Source organism: Arthrobacter sp. Y3225209 (assembly GCF_059090685.1).
This window is the reverse complement of the sequence record NZ_JBNHFW010000009.1, coordinates 56502-72770: the sequence shown is the minus strand read 5'-3', so window position 1 is coordinate 72770 and position 16269 is coordinate 56502. Positions and strand designations below refer to the sequence as shown.

The following is a 16269-nucleotide window of genomic DNA, read 5'->3' as shown; positions in this document are numbered from 1 at the left end:
CTAAGGCTCCCGGTATCCGTTGCCAGCGTGCCCGTGTATCCGAAGGGCAGCCAGCGGACCTTCCATAGGAACCAACAGCAGGAGCACCGCTATGTCCACTACTGAAACGGCCCCCACCATGATGGACGGCAACCCCACCCACGCCAGCGCATCGAACACTGAACCGATCACTACCGACGAGATATTTTCCGCGCACGAAGGCGGGAAGCTTTCGGTGGAAACCCGGCTTCCGCTGGACTCCAAGCGGGCGCTCTCCATTGCTTACACGCCCGGTGTTGCGCAGGTCAGCCGCGCCATCGCAGCTGAACCCGAACTCGCTGCCTCGCATACCTGGGCCTCACGCCTGGTGGTTGTGGTCAGCGACGGCACGGCTGTGCTGGGACTGGGGGACATTGGCCCCGCGGCTTCCCTGCCCGTTATGGAGGGAAAATCCGCACTATTCCGCACTTTCGGCGGTCTGAACTCGATTCCCCTGGTGCTGGACACCACCAACGTGGATGAAATCATCGAAACACTGGTCCGCCTGCGGCCCAGCTACGGGGCGGTGAACCTGGAAGACATTTCGGCGCCGCGCTGCTTCGAGCTTGAGCAGCGCCTGATTGAAGCACTGGATTGCCCGGTTATGCACGATGACCAGCACGGAACCGCCATTGTGGTGCTTGCTGCCCTGCGGAACGCTGCACGGGTAACCGGACGTGAGCTTGCCGGACTGCGCGTGGTGATTTCCGGAGCGGGGGCTGCCGGTGTCGCCTGCGCGAACATCCTGCTCGAAGCGGGGATACCCGACGTCGTGGTGCTGGACTCCAAGGGCGTGGTGGGTTCCGCGCGTACCGACCTGACCAGCGTCAAAGCTGATCTGGCAGCGCGGACAAACCCGCGTGGGGTGGCCGGGGGTGCGGCCGAAGCACTGCAGGATGCAGATGTGTTTATCGGGGTGTCTTCGGGCACTGTCGCTGAAGACATCCTTGCCGGCATGGCTCCCGAAGCCGTCATTTTCGCCCTGTCCAACCCGGATCCCGAAGTGCATCCGGAAACCGCCCGGCGCTATGCCGCCGTCGTTGCAACCGGACGCAGCGATTTCCCGAACCAGATCAACAACGTGCTCGCTTTCCCCGGCGTGTTCCGCGGTGCGCTGGACAGCGGTGCCCGCCGGATCACGGCGGCGATGAAGGTGGCCGCAGCCACCGCCATTGCGGACCTGGTGGGTGAAGAGCTGACGGCGGAGTACATCGTGCCCAGCCCGCTGGATCCGCGGGTCGCCCCGGCGGTGGCTGCAGCCGTCGCTGCAGCCGCCACCGCCTAGCGTCAGCCGGCCAGGCCCGCACTTTCACCGGCGGGCCGGAACCGCCGTCCCGGCGGCCGGCCGGCCCTGGAAGGCCTCCGCGGAATGTGATCCGGATTGCTTTTTTTACGTACGGTGCCCGCTCCCGTTGCACGTAAAATACCCGGTTTTCCGGGCCGGGCACCCGCTGGAAGGCGGATCGTTAGTCCTGATGCGCCGTCGTTCGCCCCCTTCGGCTACCGTGCTTGAACAAGCATGCTTAGGGTTGTGCGTAGGCTTAAGTGTTTTGACACCAGTCACACGTACGCAGCTAACGGACAGAAATCGAGGAACGGTCGATGGGCGCGACTCAGCCAGGACCTAATCAGGGCGGATCCGAACGGATAGCCCACCCCGGAAAGGTTATCGGCGTTACCGTCGCTGCCGCTGTGGGTGGTTTGCTCTTCGGGTTCGATACCGCGGTTATCAATGGCGCGGTGGATGCCATTGGTGAAGAGTTCACGCTCAGCCCGGGCATCCTCGGCTTCACCGTTGCCATCACACTGCTGGGCTGTGCCGTTGGCGCATGGTTTGCCGGACAGCTGGCGGATCGGCTCGGACGCAAGCTGGTGATGGTGGGCGCCGCCGTGCTGTTTGCCGCCAACTCCGTTGGTTCAGCCTTCGCCTTCTCCGAGTGGGACCTGATGCTCTGGCGCCTGATCGGCGGCCTCGCCATCGGTACCGCATCTGTCATCGCCCCGGGCTATATTGCAGAAGTTGCCCCGGCCAAGTGGCGCGGTGCCCTGGGCTCCGTGCAGCAGTTGGCCATCACCATCGGTATTTTTGCCGCACTGCTTTCCGACGCGTTCCTGGCCAACAGCGCAGGCAGCGCCCTCGGGGAACTGTGGTGGGGACTGGCTGCCTGGCGCTGGATGCTCCTGGTGGGCGTTCTCCCGGCAATTGTCTACGGTGTGCTGGCACTGACCATCCCCGAATCCCCGCAGTTCCTGGTCCGCCGCAACCGCGACGCCGAGGCGGCAACGGTACTCAGCAGCATCTCCGGGGTGACGGACACTGACCGGAAAATCCGGGAGATCCGGGAAAGCTTCAAGAGCCCCAAACCGACCTTCCATGACCTGCGCGGGCCGAAGTTCGGCCTGCAGCCGATCCTCTGGGTGGGCATGGCCATTGCCGCCTTCCAGCAGCTGGTGGGCATCAACGCGATCTTCTACTACTCCACCACTCTGTGGAAGTCTGTGGGCTTCAGCGAAAGCGATTCATTTACGACGTCGGTCATCACCTCCGTGGTCAACGTGGTGATGACCCTGGTTGCCATCGCCTTTGTGGACCGCATCGGACGGCGCAAGCTGCTGATGATCGGTTCCGCGGGTATGTTCGTGGGCCTGCTCGCTGCCACCGTGTCCTTCTTCCAGGCCGAGGACGTTGCCGGGGAAGTTTCGCTGCCGGGCATCTGGGGCCCGGTGGCCTTGGTGGGTGCGAACCTGTTCGTGGTCTTCTTCGCCGCCACCTGGGGGCCGGTCATGTGGGTCACCCTGGGCGAAGTATTCCCCAACAACATCCGATCCCTCGCCCTCGGGCTGGGGGCCATGGTCAACTGGATCTTCAACTTCATCGTCACCCTTGCCTTCCCGTGGGTAAGCGATAACTTCGGGGTGTGGATCATGTACGGCATCTTTACCGCATTCGCGGTGCTGTCCTTCTGGTTCGTGAAAACCAAGCTTCCCGAACTCTCCGGCCGCGAGCTTGAGGACCGTGAGGGCCTTGAGGCGTCCTGACGGGCGGCTGATACAGATGAGCAGGCTGAGAACACTGAGGAGAATGGTAATTTGGGGTTATGGCTACGGTGAACACTGAACAGGGGACGGAGGCTGGGCGCATGAACCGCTCTGCTAGCACTCGGACACAGCGAACGGCGGGGAGCTCTTCGCTGGTGGGGCTGGCAAAGGTCATGGCTCGCCTGACACCGCGCCAGTTGAATGACGAGTTTGCCCTCGCCACTGCGGAAATGAAACAGAAGGGCATTAAGGCGGGCATCGCCGCGGCTCTTATGGTGGTGGCCCTCGTGCTGCTCGCAGCCCTGGCCATTTCGCTGCTGGTGGCAGGCATCCTTGCCCTGTCGCTGGTCATGCCCGGCTGGCTGGCGGCACTCCTGGTCGCCGCATTCTTCCTCGTGATCGCGGCAATTGCAGGCCTGATCGGCTTCAGCCGTTTCAAGAAGACCCTGCCGCTGCTGCCCGAAGAGGCCATCCGCGGACTGCGCTACGACGTCGGCGTACTGAAGGAAGGCCGCCGCTTCGATCCGGCCACCTTGGACAAGCCCAAGGAACCGAAGGAGAAGAAGGACAAAAAGGCGGAGAAGGCTGACAAGCCTGAAGGCCCGAAGCAGCCGACCCCTGAGGAACTGCGGACCCGCGCACGCCAGCGTCGCGAACACCTTGCCGCAGTCCGTGACGGACTGGGCGAAAAGGTGGACGTCAAGGCCCGTATCCAGGAGCTGAAGTCCCGCCGTGCGGCAGGCTCCCGTTCCACCGCCAACACCGGCGCCGGTTCCAGCTCCGGGCAGGCAGACGATGTACTGGCCATGATCAGGGAACGCTGGCAGCCGCTGGCGGTCATGGGCGCTTCCCTGCTCGCCATGGTCATAATGTTCCGCCGGCTCGCCCAAAAGTAAGCTGTACTCGTACATCTTTTTGAACGAGGGGAACGGACCGTGATCAAACTCATCGGTGCCGGAACACGTCCCGACATGGAACTGACCGTGTCGGAGAGGTTCTGGACCATACCGAATCTGGTCACGGTCCTTCGCTTTCTGGGCATTCCGCTGTTTGTTTTTTTCATTGCCCAGGACCGCTACGGCAGCGCCTTCCTCACACTGGTCATTGTGGGATCCACCGACTGGATTGACGGCTATCTGGCCCGCCGGCTCAACCAGGTTTCCACCACCGGCCAGTGGCTTGATCCGGTAGCGGACCGGCTGGCCCTGATAATCGTCTCGGCCACGTTTGTGCTGGACGGCATCGCCCCGGCCTGGCTGATCCTCAGCATTGCCGTTCCGGATGCTGTCCTGATCCTCAACGCATTGGTGCTCTTCCGCGGCAGCCCGGACCTTCCGGTGAGTACCATCGGCAAGGTCCGAACCGCCCTTCTGCTGGTGGGCGCCCCGTTGCTGCTGCTGAACCGGGTCCCCGGATTCGACTCACCCGGGCTCGCCGCGGCCGGCACCATCGTGCTGGTCCTTGGCTGCTTCGGGCACATTGCAGCGGCGGGCGGCTATCTCGCTGCCGCCTGGCGAAAATACCAGCACCTGCAGGAGCAGGTCCCGGCCGGAACCGGAACCGGCCATGTTCCCTAGAACCATCCGGGTGCCCGCCGGATTGGGCGTTTCCCGGGCCGGAACTGCGGCAGGACGCTGCTGATGGTAGGGATCGCCGTCGCCTGCGCCCTGGCCAGCGCCTTCTTCCTCGCCTTTGGCGCCCAGCGCCAGGGCAGCGCCGTCCGCGCCGACACCGGCGGACTGGCATTGAACTCTTCCCAGCTCAGCAGGCTGCTGCGCAATCCGCGATGGCTTTTCGGCCTTCTGCTGCTGGGTACGGGCATGGCCCTGAACGTGGCCGCACTCTCCATGGCCCCGCTCACCGTGGTGCAGCCGATCGGTTCGATTGCCCTGGTGATCACCACGGTGGTGAACTCGCGCGACCAGGGGCTGCGGATGAACCGCATCACTGTCGCCGCCATCACTGCCTGCGTCACGGGCAGCATGCTGTTTGTGTCGCTGGCCATCCTGGTCACCCGCAGCCAGCAGGAGGTGGAGCCGGCCCAGGAAGTGACCATTGTGCTGATCCTCGCCGTCGTGGTGGCGTTCTTCGGCACCCTGAACCTGGTGTTCGGCAAGCGGCTCGGCGCCATTGCGCACATCCTCGGGGCGGGGATCCTGTTCGGTTTTGTGGCCGTGCTGACCAAGATCATCGCCGGGGACCTGCTCAACCCCAACGGCCGGTTCCTGCTGAACGTCCCGTGGTACACCATCGTGGGCATCGCTGCGGCCGGCGCACTGGGTTCATGGTTTGTGCAGAACGCATATTCCAGCGGCCCCCCGGACCTGGTGATCGCCGGCCTGACCGTTATTGATCCGATGGTGGGGATCGCCATCGGCATCTCCGTGCTGCATGAATTGCGCCCCGACGTGCCCGCAGTGGCCGCCGTTGCCATGGCTGTCGCAGCCCTGATTGCTATTGTTGGGGTCATAGCCCTCTCGAGGTACCACCCTGATGTTATCCAGCGGCGGAATGAAGAGCGGAGGCGGCAGAAGCTGGCCTCAAAGAATCCGAAACACCGATAAGGACCTCCAACGTGACCGAAACGCCGGTACAAAAACCGCTGACGATCCTGATTGCCTGTGACACCTATCCTCCGCATCTGAACGGCGCTGCACAGTTCGGCTACCGGCTGGCGCGGGGCATGCACGGGCGGGGCCACAACGTGCACGTCCTGGCCCCGAACGACGTCGACGGCGGCAGCCGCACCGATCTTGACGGTGAGTGGGCGGTCCACCGGCTCCGCTCGCACGGCGTCCCGACCCATGAATACTGGCGCATTTGCCTGCCATGGGAGATCAAGAAGGAAATCGCACTGCTCTTTGACCGGGTGCAGCCGGACGTGGTGCACATCCAGTGCCACTACATGGTGGGGGAGTACACGCTCTACGAAGCACGCAAGCGCGGCATCCGGGTCATCGCCACCAACCACTTCATGCCCGAGAACCTGGACCCGTTCCTTCCGTTCCCCAAATGGGTCAAACGGATTGTGGCGAAGAACTCCTGGAAGGACATGGGCAAGGTCATGGGGCAGGCGCAGGTGGTCACCACGCCCACTCCGCTGGCCGCCGAGGCCATGTACCGCCACGCCTTCCTGCATGACGTCATGCCGCTCTCCAACGGCATTGACGCCTCGGTCTACGAACCCCGCCCGGGGGAGCAGATTGAGCCGCATCCGGGACCCACAGTGCTGTTTGTCGGCCGGCTGGCTGAGGAAAAGCACGTGGACGTATTGATCGATGCCGTGGCCAAGACACCGCCGGAGCTGGGCATACGTGCCGAAATTGTCGGCGGCGGGGAAGTCAAGCCTGCCCTGCAGGCACAGGCGCAGCAGCTGGGGCTGGGGGACCGGGTGGTGTTCCGCGGCTTGGTCTCGGACGAGGAACTTCGCCAGGCGTACCTGAAGGCGGACCTGTTCTGCCAGCCGGGCACCGCTGAACTGCAGTCCCTGGTAACGCTGGAGGCCATGTCCGCGTCCAAGCCCGTGCTGCTGGCCGATGCCATGGCACTGCCGCACCTGGTGGAAAAGGGCCGTAACGGGTACCTGTTTACGCCCGGAGACAGTGACGAACTCGCCGGGCGCATTACGGAGATCCTGGAACTCGCGCCGGAGGACCGTCAGGCGATGGGCAGTTACAGCCGGGAGATGGTGGACCGGCACAGCCTGGAGGCCACATTGGCCACCTTTGAGGGTCTGTACCGCGGTGTGCCCGTGGAAGGCATTCCCGCCCGGTGACAAACTGCTGAATTGGTTCCGCGGCGTCCGTACACACTAGGATGGCAACGTTGCCCGTAAGGCGCACCGGTACCTATGGGGCTGTAGCTCAGCTGGTCAGAGCAGCGGACTCATAATCCGTGGGTCGTGGGTTCAAGCCCCACCAGCCCTACCGGTGGTGATGCGAGTCGTCCGTATGTGACGCATCGGATTGCCGCAAACACACCCTGGTCTTCGGGCCGGGGTGTGTTTGTTTTAATCGACGTTGTGATCCTTGTTACTGATGGGTAACATTGGCTCAGCGGGTTCCCCACGGGGGCCGGCAGATCACCGATGATCAGCAGCGAAGGATATTTCCATGGCAACTATCGACGTCGACAACCTTCCGTACCCGGACGGCGACTTCTACGCATTCGAGGACCTGCTCACTGACAAGGAGCGCGACCGTCTGCATGAAATCCGGACCTGGCTTGCCGCGGAGGTCAAACCGCACGCCGCTGACTGGTGGAACGCCGGTGAATTCCCGCACCACATGATCCCCAAGATCGCCGAACTCGACGTAATGAGCCCGGTTTACCGCCAGGGCTACTCCAACCTCTTCGCCGGCCTCTGCCACGCTGAGGTCACCCGCGCGGACACCTCGTTCGCCACGTTCCTGGGTGTGCATGACGGCCTCTTCACCGGTTCCATTGAGGCACTGGCCTCCGAAGAGCAGAAGGCAGCCTGGCTGCCGGATATCTACGCCATGAAGAAGATCGGCGCCTTCGGCCTGACGGAGCCGCTCGGCGGTTCCGACGTCGCCGGCGGCACCCGCACCACCGCACGCCGCGACGGGGACAACTGGATCCTCAACGGCGAAAAGCGCTGGATCGGCAACGCCACGTTCTCCGACTGGGTTGTCATCTACGCCCGCGACGTTGAAGACAACCAGGTCAAGGGTTTCCTCGTGGACACCAAGACCCCCGGCTACCGCGCCACGAAGATCGAAAACAAGATTGCGCTCCGCACCGTGCAGAACGCGGACATCGTGCTGGACAACGTGGTGGTCAGCGACGATTTCCACCTCAAGGGCGCCAACAGCTTCCGCGACACCAACAAGGTGCTGAAGGTTACCCGCCTTGCCGTAGCCTGGCAGGCCGTGGGCCAGCAGATGGCTGCCTTTGATGTTGCCCGCAAGTACGCGGTGGAACGCCACCAGTTCGGCAAGCCGCTGGCATCCTTCCAGCTGGTGCAGGAACAGCTGGTAAAGATCCTGGGCAACACGGTCAGCTCGCTGGGCATGATGGTCCGCCTGGCCCAGCTGGAAGACCTCGGCCAGGCCAAGGACGAGCAGTCCGCACTTGCCAAGGCTTTCACCACCGCCCGTATGCGCGAATCCGTTGCCCTCGGCCGCAGTATCCTGGGCGGCAACGGCATTGTCACCGACTACGGCATGGCGAAGATCTTCGCCGATGCCGAGGCAATCTACTCGTATGAAGGCACCTACGAGATCAATACTCTGGTTACCGGCCGTGCGATCACGGGTGTAGCCGCGTTCGTCTAAGTAACGCCGCATCCCGTCTTCGGGACCAGTAAAGAACCCCGGCCGGGTCCTGCATAGGACCCGGCCGGGACGTTTAAAACCGGAAACGCGGGATCCGGAACAGCGGCCCGCGTCCCACTGCCGCCGAATTACCGACGGGCAGCAGCACGGACGGCCGCCGGTCCAGGACGTAGTCCAGAGGATTGACGTACTCCTTCTCCAGCCGCACACCCCAGTGAAGGCAGTTGCCGCTGCAGTGCACTTCCGGACTGGACGCCACCGTGCCGACCTCGGTTCCCCGCGCCACGAAGGTACCCGTGCCCACAGACGCTGTCACCGACTCAAAACTGGATTTCAGTCCGCTGCCGTGGTCAATGGTGAGCACCGGGCGGTTCACCACCACGCCGGCGAAAACAACGTAGCCGTCCGCCGGGGCGAGAACCGGAGCGGCCGGCGTCGCTGCCAGGTCAAGACCCCGGTGCCCGGCGAGCCACGGCTGGACGGGTTTATCGAAGTATCTGATCGGTGCGGGATCCGGACTCAGGGGCCACGACCACGGCGCGGCAAACCGGGCACCGCCCACCCGCCCTGTGGAGACAGGGACAGCCGGTGCCGGCTCAGGCGGGGCCGGTAGGAGCACTGCCACCAGAAGGAGCGCCACCAGCGGCAGGGACGGGAATATCCTCATGGGGCCAGCATGCTGTCCAGGTGCAGATAACGCCGCCGGAACCCTCCCCGTGTGGAGCGCGCACCATTGCCGCTGCCATGGGGAGGAATGGTCCGGGACCGTGCGTTTGGTCCCCGGCGCTGTAGTACACTTGACGGAGCAGCTTGCTGTGCCATGTGGCCTGCGTGGATTGAAACCAACGGACTTGTTCTGTTCACTCCGCGGGCTGTCCGGGATCATTGTCCGGGGCAGCACCCATACGCACGGGAATCTGACTACGCGTATCCCAACTATCCCCGTCACGGGGGTGCATCTCCAACGGTCCGGCAATGCCGGCAGGGGAGGCACGCTGGAAGCCCTCACAGGAATTCGGCTGATGGATACCAGGAGCTCCGCCCGCCCGGGCGTACAGCTAAAACCGTCAATAGGCAGTAGGACCAGTGCGCCGTGCGCACGGCTGCTGCCGGAAGGAGTGACGACATGCCCGTCGTTACAATGCGCCAGCTGCTCGACAGCGGCGTCCACTTTGGTCACCAGACCCGCCGTTGGAACCCGAAGATGAAGCGTTTCATCTTCACCGAGCGCAACGGCATCTACATCATCGATCTGCAGCAGTCGCTGTCCTATATCGACCGTGCCTACGAGTTCGTCAAGGCCACCGTTGCCCACGGCGGAACCGTCCTGTTCGTCGGTACCAAGAAGCAGGCCCAGGAAGCCATCGCCGAGCAGGCCACCCGTGTTGGCCAGCCGTACGTCAACCAGCGCTGGCTCGGTGGCATGCTCACCAACTTCCAGACCGTTGCCAAGCGTATCCAGCGCATGAAGGAACTCGAAGAGATCAACTTCGAGGACGTTGCTTCCTCCGGCCACACCAAGAAGGAGCTCCTGCTCCTCAAGCGTGAACTGACCAAGCTGCAGAACAACCTCGGTGGTATCCGCAACCTGACCAAGGCACCGTCCCTGCTCTGGGTTGTTGACACCCCGAAGGAACACCTGGCCATTGACGAGGCCAAGAAGCTGAACATCCCCGTTGTTGCCATCCTGGACAGCAACTGCGATCCCGACGACGTCGACTTCCCGATCCCGGGCAACGACGACGCCATCCGCTCCGTAAACCTGCTGACCCGCGTCATCGCCGATGCCGTTGCGGAAGGCCTGATGGTCCGCCACAACAAGTCCGGGAACACCGAAGCCGCGGCCGAGCCGCTGGCCGAGTGGGAGCGCGAACTGCTTGAAGGCGCTGCAGAGACCCCCGCAGCCGAAGCCGCTGCAGAGGCCCCCGCCGCTGAAGCAACAGGAGTCGACGCCGTCGTAGACGCTCCGGCCGCCGAAGTAACTGAGAAGTAAAGAACGAATTCCTTGGTCCGGGTGATCTAACGCCGGGACCGGGTATCTGTTGGTGCGGCTGGCCGGGATTCCCGACCAGCCGCACTGGCGGAACCGCACCAATACTTATAACGGGAGGACTGGAGTCCAAATGGCGAACTACACCGCTGCTGATATCAAGGCACTGCGCGAGCGCACCGGCGCCGGCATGATGGATGTAAAGAAAGCTCTGGACGAGGCCAACGGCGATGCCGACAAGGCCATGGAGCTCATCCGCATCAAGGGCCTGAAGGGCGCTACCAAGCGTGAAGGCCGTTCCACCGCTGAGGGCCTGGTTGCTGCCAAGGTCATCGACGGCACCGTTGGTGTCATGATCGAACTGAACTGCGAAACCGACTTCGTTGCCAAGTCCGCCAAGTTCATCGAACTGGCTGACAAGGTGCTGGCCGCCGCTGTTGAGTCCGCTGCTGCCGACGCCGAAACCCTCCTTGCCTACAACGTTGACGGCAAGCCGCTGTCCGAGGTTGTCGTCGAGGAAGGCGCCATCCTGGGCGAGAAGGTTGTTGTCCGCCGCGTGGCACGCATCGAAGGCAAGACCGTTGATGCCTACCTGCACAAGACCTCCAAGGATCTTCCGGCACAGGTCGGCGTGCTGTTCGCCGTTGACGGCGAAGGCGCAGACGCTGCCACGGCCGCCCACGACGTCGCCGTGCACACCGCTGCCTACGCTCCGACCTACCTGACCCGTGACGAAGTTCCGGCAGAGACCGTCGAGAACGAACGCCGCATCGCCGACGAGACCGCACGTGCGGAAGGCAAGCCCGAAGGCGCGCTGACCAAGATCGTTGAAGGCCGTCTGACCGGTTTCTTCAAGGAAATCGTCCTGCTGGACCAGCCGTTCGCCAAGGACGCCAAGAAGACCGTCGGCAAGGTGCTCGAAGAAGCCGGGGTTGCACCCGTTGGATTCGCCCGTTTCCGTGTAGGCGCCTAATTCCTTAGGCCATAACGGTTCCGACGAAAACGTCATCATGACAGAGGGGGTGGTCACCACGGGTGACCACCCCTTTTGCCTGTCCAGAACAGCTAACTAGTCTTAAAAGCAGCATCAGCATCTATGCCCGGGAGGCACAATGGCCCACGTATTGAAAGACACCGATTCCCCGCGACGACGCGTCCTGCTGAAACTTTCGGGCGAGGTGTTCGGCGGCGGGAAGCTCGGTGTTGATCCGGATACCGTGCGTGCCGTGGCCAAACAGATCGCGGCAACCGTCGGTGAAGTTGAAGTCGCCATTGTGGTGGGCGGAGGGAACTTCTTCCGCGGCGCGGAACTGTCCACCAGCGGCATGGACCGCTCCCGCGCGGATTACATGGGCATGCTCGGCACGGTTATGAACTGCCTCGCGCTGCAGGATTTCCTGGAGCAGGCCGGCGTCGAGACCCGGGTGCAGAGCGCCATCACCATGGGCCAGGTTGCTGAAGCGTACATTCCCCGGCGGGCCATCCGGCACCTGGAGAAGGGCCGTGTAGTGATCTTCGGTGCGGGCGCGGGCCTGCCCTACTTCTCCACCGATACGGTGGCCGCACAGCGTGCCCTGGAGGTCCACGCAGATGAGGTCCTGATGGCCAAGAGCGGCGTGGACGGTGTCTACACTGCGGACCCCAACAAGGACCCCAACGCGCGGCGCCTTGAGACCCTGACCTACGACGACGCCCTGCGCCAGGACATCCGCGTGATGGACCAGACGGCCATGACCATGTGCAAGGACAATGACCTGGACATGGTGGTCTTCGGCATGGAGGGCGAGGGTAACGTGACCCGCGCGATCCGTGGCGAGAAGATCGGCACCATCGTTTCCAACTAGTCCCTGGTGGTCCCTGCGGGCAGGTGCGGCGGCAGGTGCGTTTTCCCTACACCTCGCTGCGCTCGGTGCAGGGAACCCGCACCCTTGCGCCAAGGGTTTCCCCTACACCTCGCTGCGCTCGGTGCAGGGAACCCGCACCCTTGGCTTAGGATGATATAAGAGCCCGGCCGCCAGGCAATATTGCCTGCGGACACTGTTTTATGAGGAGAGACCGTGATTGAAGACACCTTGAAAGAGGCCGCCGACAAAATGGACAAGGCGGTGGAAGTTGCTAAGGAAGACTTCTCCTCCGTCCGGACCGGCCGCGCCAACCCGGCACTCTTTTCCCGGGTGCTGGTGGACTACTACGGTTCCCCGACGCAGCTTCAGCAGCTGGCGTCCTTTGCCACGCCGGATGCCCGCACCCTGCTGATCACTCCGTACGACGTAACCGCACTGCGTGCCATTGAGCGTGCGCTCAGCGACTCCGAGGTGGGTGCCAACCCGTCTAACGACGGCAAGGTCATCCGGGTCATCATGCCCGAACTTACCCAGGACCGCCGCAAGGAATACGTCAAGATTGTCCGCGGCAAGGCAGAGGACGCCAAGGTCTCCGTCCGGAACATCCGCCGCAAGGCAAAGGACGGGATTGACCGTCTGGTGAAGGACAGCGAAGTCGGCGAGGATGACGGTGCCCGCGCCGAAAAGGACCTTGATGCCCTGACCAAGGCACACACGGATTCCATCGACGAGCTCCTCAAGCGCAAGGAAGCCGAGCTTCTCGAGGTCTGATGAGTGACACCCAGCCTTCCACCCAGGCTGGCGGGTCACCGTCCGTCGAGACAGTTCCGGCAGCAAAGGCCCAGGATATGAGCGCACCGGAGTCTAGCCAGGCCGGCGGACGCCGCGCCCGCAACCGGAGCGGTAAGGATGCCAAACCGGCCAAAGTGTCACGGGCCGGACGCAACCTGCCCGCTGCCATCGCCGTCGGCGTTATTCTCCTGGGATCTCTGCTTGTAGGCCTGCTGTTCCTGCCGTTCGCCATCGTGGTGATAGCGGTGGCCTTCGCCGCCGTCGGCGTCTGGGAAGTCAGCCGGGCCCTGGAGGTGCGGGGCATGAAGGTGCCCCTGGTGCCCGTACTCGTCGGATCCGTGGGCCTGCCTTTCGCCGCCTACTTCGGCGGTACGGAGGCGCTGGCCTTTGCCACGGTTGCCACGGCAGTGGCGATTCTGCTCTGGCGCAGCATTGATACCGCTGCCGAAGCGATCCAGAGCATCCTTGCCGGCATCTTCGTGGTGCTCTGGGTTCCTTTCCTGCTCAGCTTCGCCCTGTTGCTGCTGCGCGAGCCGGACGGGCAAATCCGGGTGGCCGTGCTGCTTCTGCTGGTGGTAGCCAATGACACCTTCGGCTACCTGGTGGGTGCCTTCTTCGGAAAGCATCCCATGGCCCCGAAGATCAGCCCGAAGAAATCCTGGGAGGGATTCGCCGGGTCCGCGGCCGGCGCTGCCATTGTCGGAGTGGGGGCAGCGGTGCTGTTCCTGGACCAGCCCTGGTGGTTCGGCGTGGCCCTGGCGGTCGCAACCGTGGCCGCGGCAACGGCGGGGGACTTCTCCGAATCCATGGTCAAACGTGAACTCGGCGTCAAGGACATGTCCAACCTCCTGCCCGGCCACGGCGGGGTGATGGACCGCCTGGACTCGGTGGTCTTCGCTTCCCCGGTGGTCTTCCTTCTTTCGGTGCTGCTGTCGGCAGTGTCCTGACGGGATTCCCCGCTGGTACCGACCGGCGGCCGCCGCCCGGCCATTGGCAGCCGCTGTGGAAACGCAGTAAGCGTAACGGTCCGGCAACAACCGGTGCGCCTGAACCGGGCCCCTGCGGCGGCGTCGTAAGATGTTTCAGAGTTTTTCAGGCGTTGGACGCGGAGTGTCCGGTGCCAACACGGCCTCCAGCGGCAATAGCTCCCGAGGCAATAACCACAGAGGAACAGTACATTCATGGACGATGAGCGGCAGGCCAGTGCCCCTTTCGAGCGCGTGGGACGACGGGACTACGGCTACAACATCCGCCAGGTCGATGAGTTCCTGACCAAGGCACGGAACTACTACAACTCGGAATCCAGGACCGCGAAGCCCGTCACCAGTGCGGATGTCCGGTCCATGGCCTTCGACCCGGCCAAGGGCGGCTACGAACCGCAGGCAGTGGACGCGGCCCTGGACCGCCTCGAGGACGTTTTCGCCCAGCGGGAGCGCGACGAGATGATCACCGAACGCGGTGAGGAAGCGTGGCTGCTGCAGATCGGCCGCATGTCAGCCGTGCTGCGGGCAAGGCTGCACCGGAAGCCGGGGGAGCGGTTCCGCCGTCCGGTCAAGAAGCGTGTCCCCAGTTACAACGTCAAGGACGTGGACGCGCTCTGCAACGAACTTCTCGGTTACTTCGAGCATGACCGTCCGCTGAGTGTCGATGTGGTGCGCCGCGCCGTGTTCCGCGAGGCACGGGGTGCCGACGGTTACGAAGAGACCCAGGTGGATGCCTTCCTGGACCGCGTTGTCGAGCTGATGGCGTCCATAGACTAACGGTTGTCCTCGGCGGGGGACCCGGCGCCGGGACGGGGCCGCTCAAGGGGCTCCGGTGTATGCAGTCGGGCCAGGAATTTCGCCGCTCCGCCGGGCAGGGCGCCGGACGTCAGCTTGGACACGAGGACGGTGACGGCAAAGGCAGCCGGCACCGTCCAGGCGGCAGGCTGCTCTATCCACGCCGGAATCGAGGCCCCCATCCGGGGTAGGACGGCACCTGCCACCATTGCGCCGCCGCACAGCAGGGCACCGGTGAACATCCCCGCCCCGGCCCCGGCAGCGGTCAGCGGCCGCCACCAGATGCCCAGCACCAGCAGGGGACACAGCGTGGAGGCCGTGAAGGCAAAAACCATGCCAATGCTTCCGGCCAGGGCCGATGACTCGGTCAGCAGGGCAATGACCAGCGGGACCACGGCGGCCAGGACCGCAGAGAGCCGGAAACCGCGCACGCTGCCGCGGAAAAACTCCTGGCTGATGACCCCCGCCAGCGAAACCGTCAGCCCGCTGCTCGTGGAGAGGAACGCTGCGAAGGCCCCGGCAGTCACCAGGGCAGCCAGCAAATCACCGGAGGCGCCGTCGAACACGCGCCCGGGAAGCAGCAGCACCGTGGCATCCGTGTTTCCGTCGGCTGCCAGGTCCGGTGCATAAATCCGGCCCAGAACCCCGTACGTGATGGGGAAAATGTAAAACAGGGACAGCAGTCCGAGCACAATCAGTGTGGTCCGCCGGGCCGAGGCGCCGTCCGGATTCGTGTAGAACCGCACCAGCACATGCGGCAGGCCCAAGGTGCCGCAGAGCAGGGCAATGCTGAGGGAGATGTTGCGGTAGAGCGGTGCATGGGTGTGCGGGTCCAGGGCTTCGGCCAGGAGCTGCGCTCCGCCCGGACCGGGCGGACCGTCACCGGCCAGGCGGAAAAGGATGAACAGCACGGGAACGCCGATGGCCACCAGTTTCAGCCAGTATTGGAACGCCTGCACAAACGTAATGGACCGCATCCCGCCGGTCACCACGCTGAGGCAGACGACGCCGGTTACCACCAGGCAGCCGATCCAGGCCGGCAGGCCGGTGGTGATGCGCATGGTCAAAGCGGCACCGTGCATCTGGGGGACGATGTACAGCCAGCCGACGGCGATCACCAGGAGGCTGGTGAGCCGCCGGACAGGAAGGGATTCGAGCCGGGCGTGGGCAAAGTCCGGCACGGTGTAGGCGCCCGAACGCCGCAGCGGTGCGGCCACAAACAGCAGCAGCATCAGATAGCCGCCGGTATAGCCGATCGGGAACCAGAGGGCATCCACACCGGAGGCAACGATGAGCCCGGCGACGCCGAGGAAACTTGCGGCAGAAAGGTATTCCCCGCCGATAGCCGAGGCATTCCACCACGGCTTAACCGTGCGTGAGGCGACGTAGAAGTCGCTGGTGGTCCGGGAAATACGCAGGCCGTAGAACCCGATCAGCAGGGTGGCGGCAGCCACGAAAGCCAGGGCGGCATAACCGATGCCCGGACTCATGCCGGGGTCCAAGGAAAGATC

General features: G+C 63.9%; 15 protein-coding genes and 1 tRNA gene. 14 read left to right on the top strand and 2 right to left on the bottom strand.

Annotated elements, in window-relative coordinates:
* Positions 1-118: 118 nt before the first annotated feature.
* From AC5RVB_RS07220 to AC5RVB_RS07185, 8 genes are all read left to right on the top strand, one after another.
* On the top strand, positions 119-1303 hold the full coding sequence (locus AC5RVB_RS07220) for an NAD(P)-dependent malic enzyme (protein WP_494142336.1): 1185 nt from the start codon (positions 119-121) through the stop codon (positions 1301-1303).
* 317 nt (positions 1304-1620) lie between these two features.
* A complete protein-coding gene (locus tag AC5RVB_RS07215) occupies positions 1621-3057 on the top strand; it encodes a sugar porter family MFS transporter (protein WP_227928974.1) in 1437 nt (478 codons plus the stop codon).
* 173 nt (positions 3058-3230) lie between these two features.
* The gene (locus AC5RVB_RS07210; RefSeq protein ID WP_494142318.1) at positions 3231-3953 is read left to right on the top strand and encodes a phage holin family protein; all 723 of its coding nucleotides are present in this window, start codon (positions 3231-3233) and stop codon (positions 3951-3953) included.
* A 39-nt stretch (positions 3954-3992) separates the two neighbouring features.
* Positions 3993-4634, top strand: coding sequence for a CDP-alcohol phosphatidyltransferase family protein (locus AC5RVB_RS07205; RefSeq protein WP_494142317.1), 642 nt, complete (start codon positions 3993-3995; stop codon positions 4632-4634).
* A gap of 63 nt (positions 4635-4697) precedes the next feature.
* Positions 4698-5621 (top strand): DMT family transporter, encoded by a 924-nt coding sequence (locus AC5RVB_RS07200; protein WP_227904364.1) that lies wholly within the window; start codon positions 4698-4700, stop codon positions 5619-5621.
* 11 nt (positions 5622-5632) lie between these two features.
* Positions 5633-6832 (top strand): glycosyltransferase, encoded by a 1200-nt coding sequence (locus AC5RVB_RS07195; protein ID WP_494142316.1) that lies wholly within the window; start codon positions 5633-5635, stop codon positions 6830-6832.
* A 77-nt stretch (positions 6833-6909) separates the two neighbouring features.
* Positions 6910-6983: transfer RNA gene (locus AC5RVB_RS07190), tRNA-Ile, on the top strand.
* 186 nt (positions 6984-7169) lie between these two features.
* Positions 7170-8354: an acyl-CoA dehydrogenase family protein gene (locus AC5RVB_RS07185; RefSeq protein WP_227904366.1), complete on the top strand. Its 1185-nt coding sequence runs from the start codon at positions 7170-7172 to the stop codon at positions 8352-8354.
* Between the two features lie 73 nt (positions 8355-8427).
* Here the strand turns inward: AC5RVB_RS07185 and AC5RVB_RS07180 are convergent, their stop codons facing one another.
* Positions 8428-9021, bottom strand: coding sequence for a M23 family metallopeptidase (locus AC5RVB_RS07180; protein ID WP_494142315.1), 594 nt, complete (start codon positions 9019-9021; stop codon positions 8428-8430).
* Positions 9022-9480: 459 nt separating this feature from the next.
* Here AC5RVB_RS07180 and rpsB point away from each other — a divergent pair, with 459 nt between their 5' ends.
* The 6 genes from rpsB to AC5RVB_RS07150 all read left to right on the top strand — a co-directional run bounded on the left by rpsB (position 9481) and on the right by AC5RVB_RS07150 (position 14740).
* Positions 9481-10347, top strand: coding sequence for a 30S ribosomal protein S2 (gene rpsB / locus AC5RVB_RS07175; protein ID WP_227904368.1), 867 nt, complete (start codon positions 9481-9483; stop codon positions 10345-10347).
* A 130-nt stretch (positions 10348-10477) separates the two neighbouring features.
* Positions 10478-11317, top strand: a complete 840-nt coding sequence (gene tsf, locus AC5RVB_RS07170) for a translation elongation factor Ts (protein WP_227904369.1) — start codon at positions 10478-10480, stop codon at positions 11315-11317.
* Positions 11318-11456: 139 nt separating this feature from the next.
* On the top strand, positions 11457-12188 hold the full coding sequence (gene pyrH, locus AC5RVB_RS07165) for a UMP kinase (RefSeq protein ID WP_227904370.1): 732 nt from the start codon (positions 11457-11459) through the stop codon (positions 12186-12188).
* A 213-nt stretch (positions 12189-12401) separates the two neighbouring features.
* On the top strand, positions 12402-12959 hold the full coding sequence (gene frr, locus AC5RVB_RS07160; RefSeq protein WP_227904371.1) for a ribosome recycling factor: 558 nt from the start codon (positions 12402-12404) through the stop codon (positions 12957-12959).
* A gap of 77 nt (positions 12960-13036) precedes the next feature.
* Complete coding sequence (locus AC5RVB_RS07155) at positions 13037-13927, top strand: phosphatidate cytidylyltransferase (RefSeq protein ID WP_423723773.1); 891 nt, start codon at positions 13037-13039, stop codon at positions 13925-13927.
* Positions 13928-14161: 234 nt separating this feature from the next.
* Entirely contained in the window at positions 14162-14740 is a 579-nt protein-coding gene (locus tag AC5RVB_RS07150; RefSeq protein ID WP_227904373.1) for a DivIVA domain-containing protein, read from the top strand.
* Here AC5RVB_RS07150 and AC5RVB_RS07145 read toward each other — a convergent pair.
* Positions 14737-16248: a sodium/solute symporter gene (locus tag AC5RVB_RS07145; protein ID WP_494142335.1), complete on the bottom strand. Its 1512-nt coding sequence runs from the start codon at positions 16246-16248 to the stop codon at positions 14737-14739. The genes AC5RVB_RS07150 and AC5RVB_RS07145 overlap by 4 nt on opposite strands.
* Positions 16249-16269: the final 21 nt, after the last annotated feature.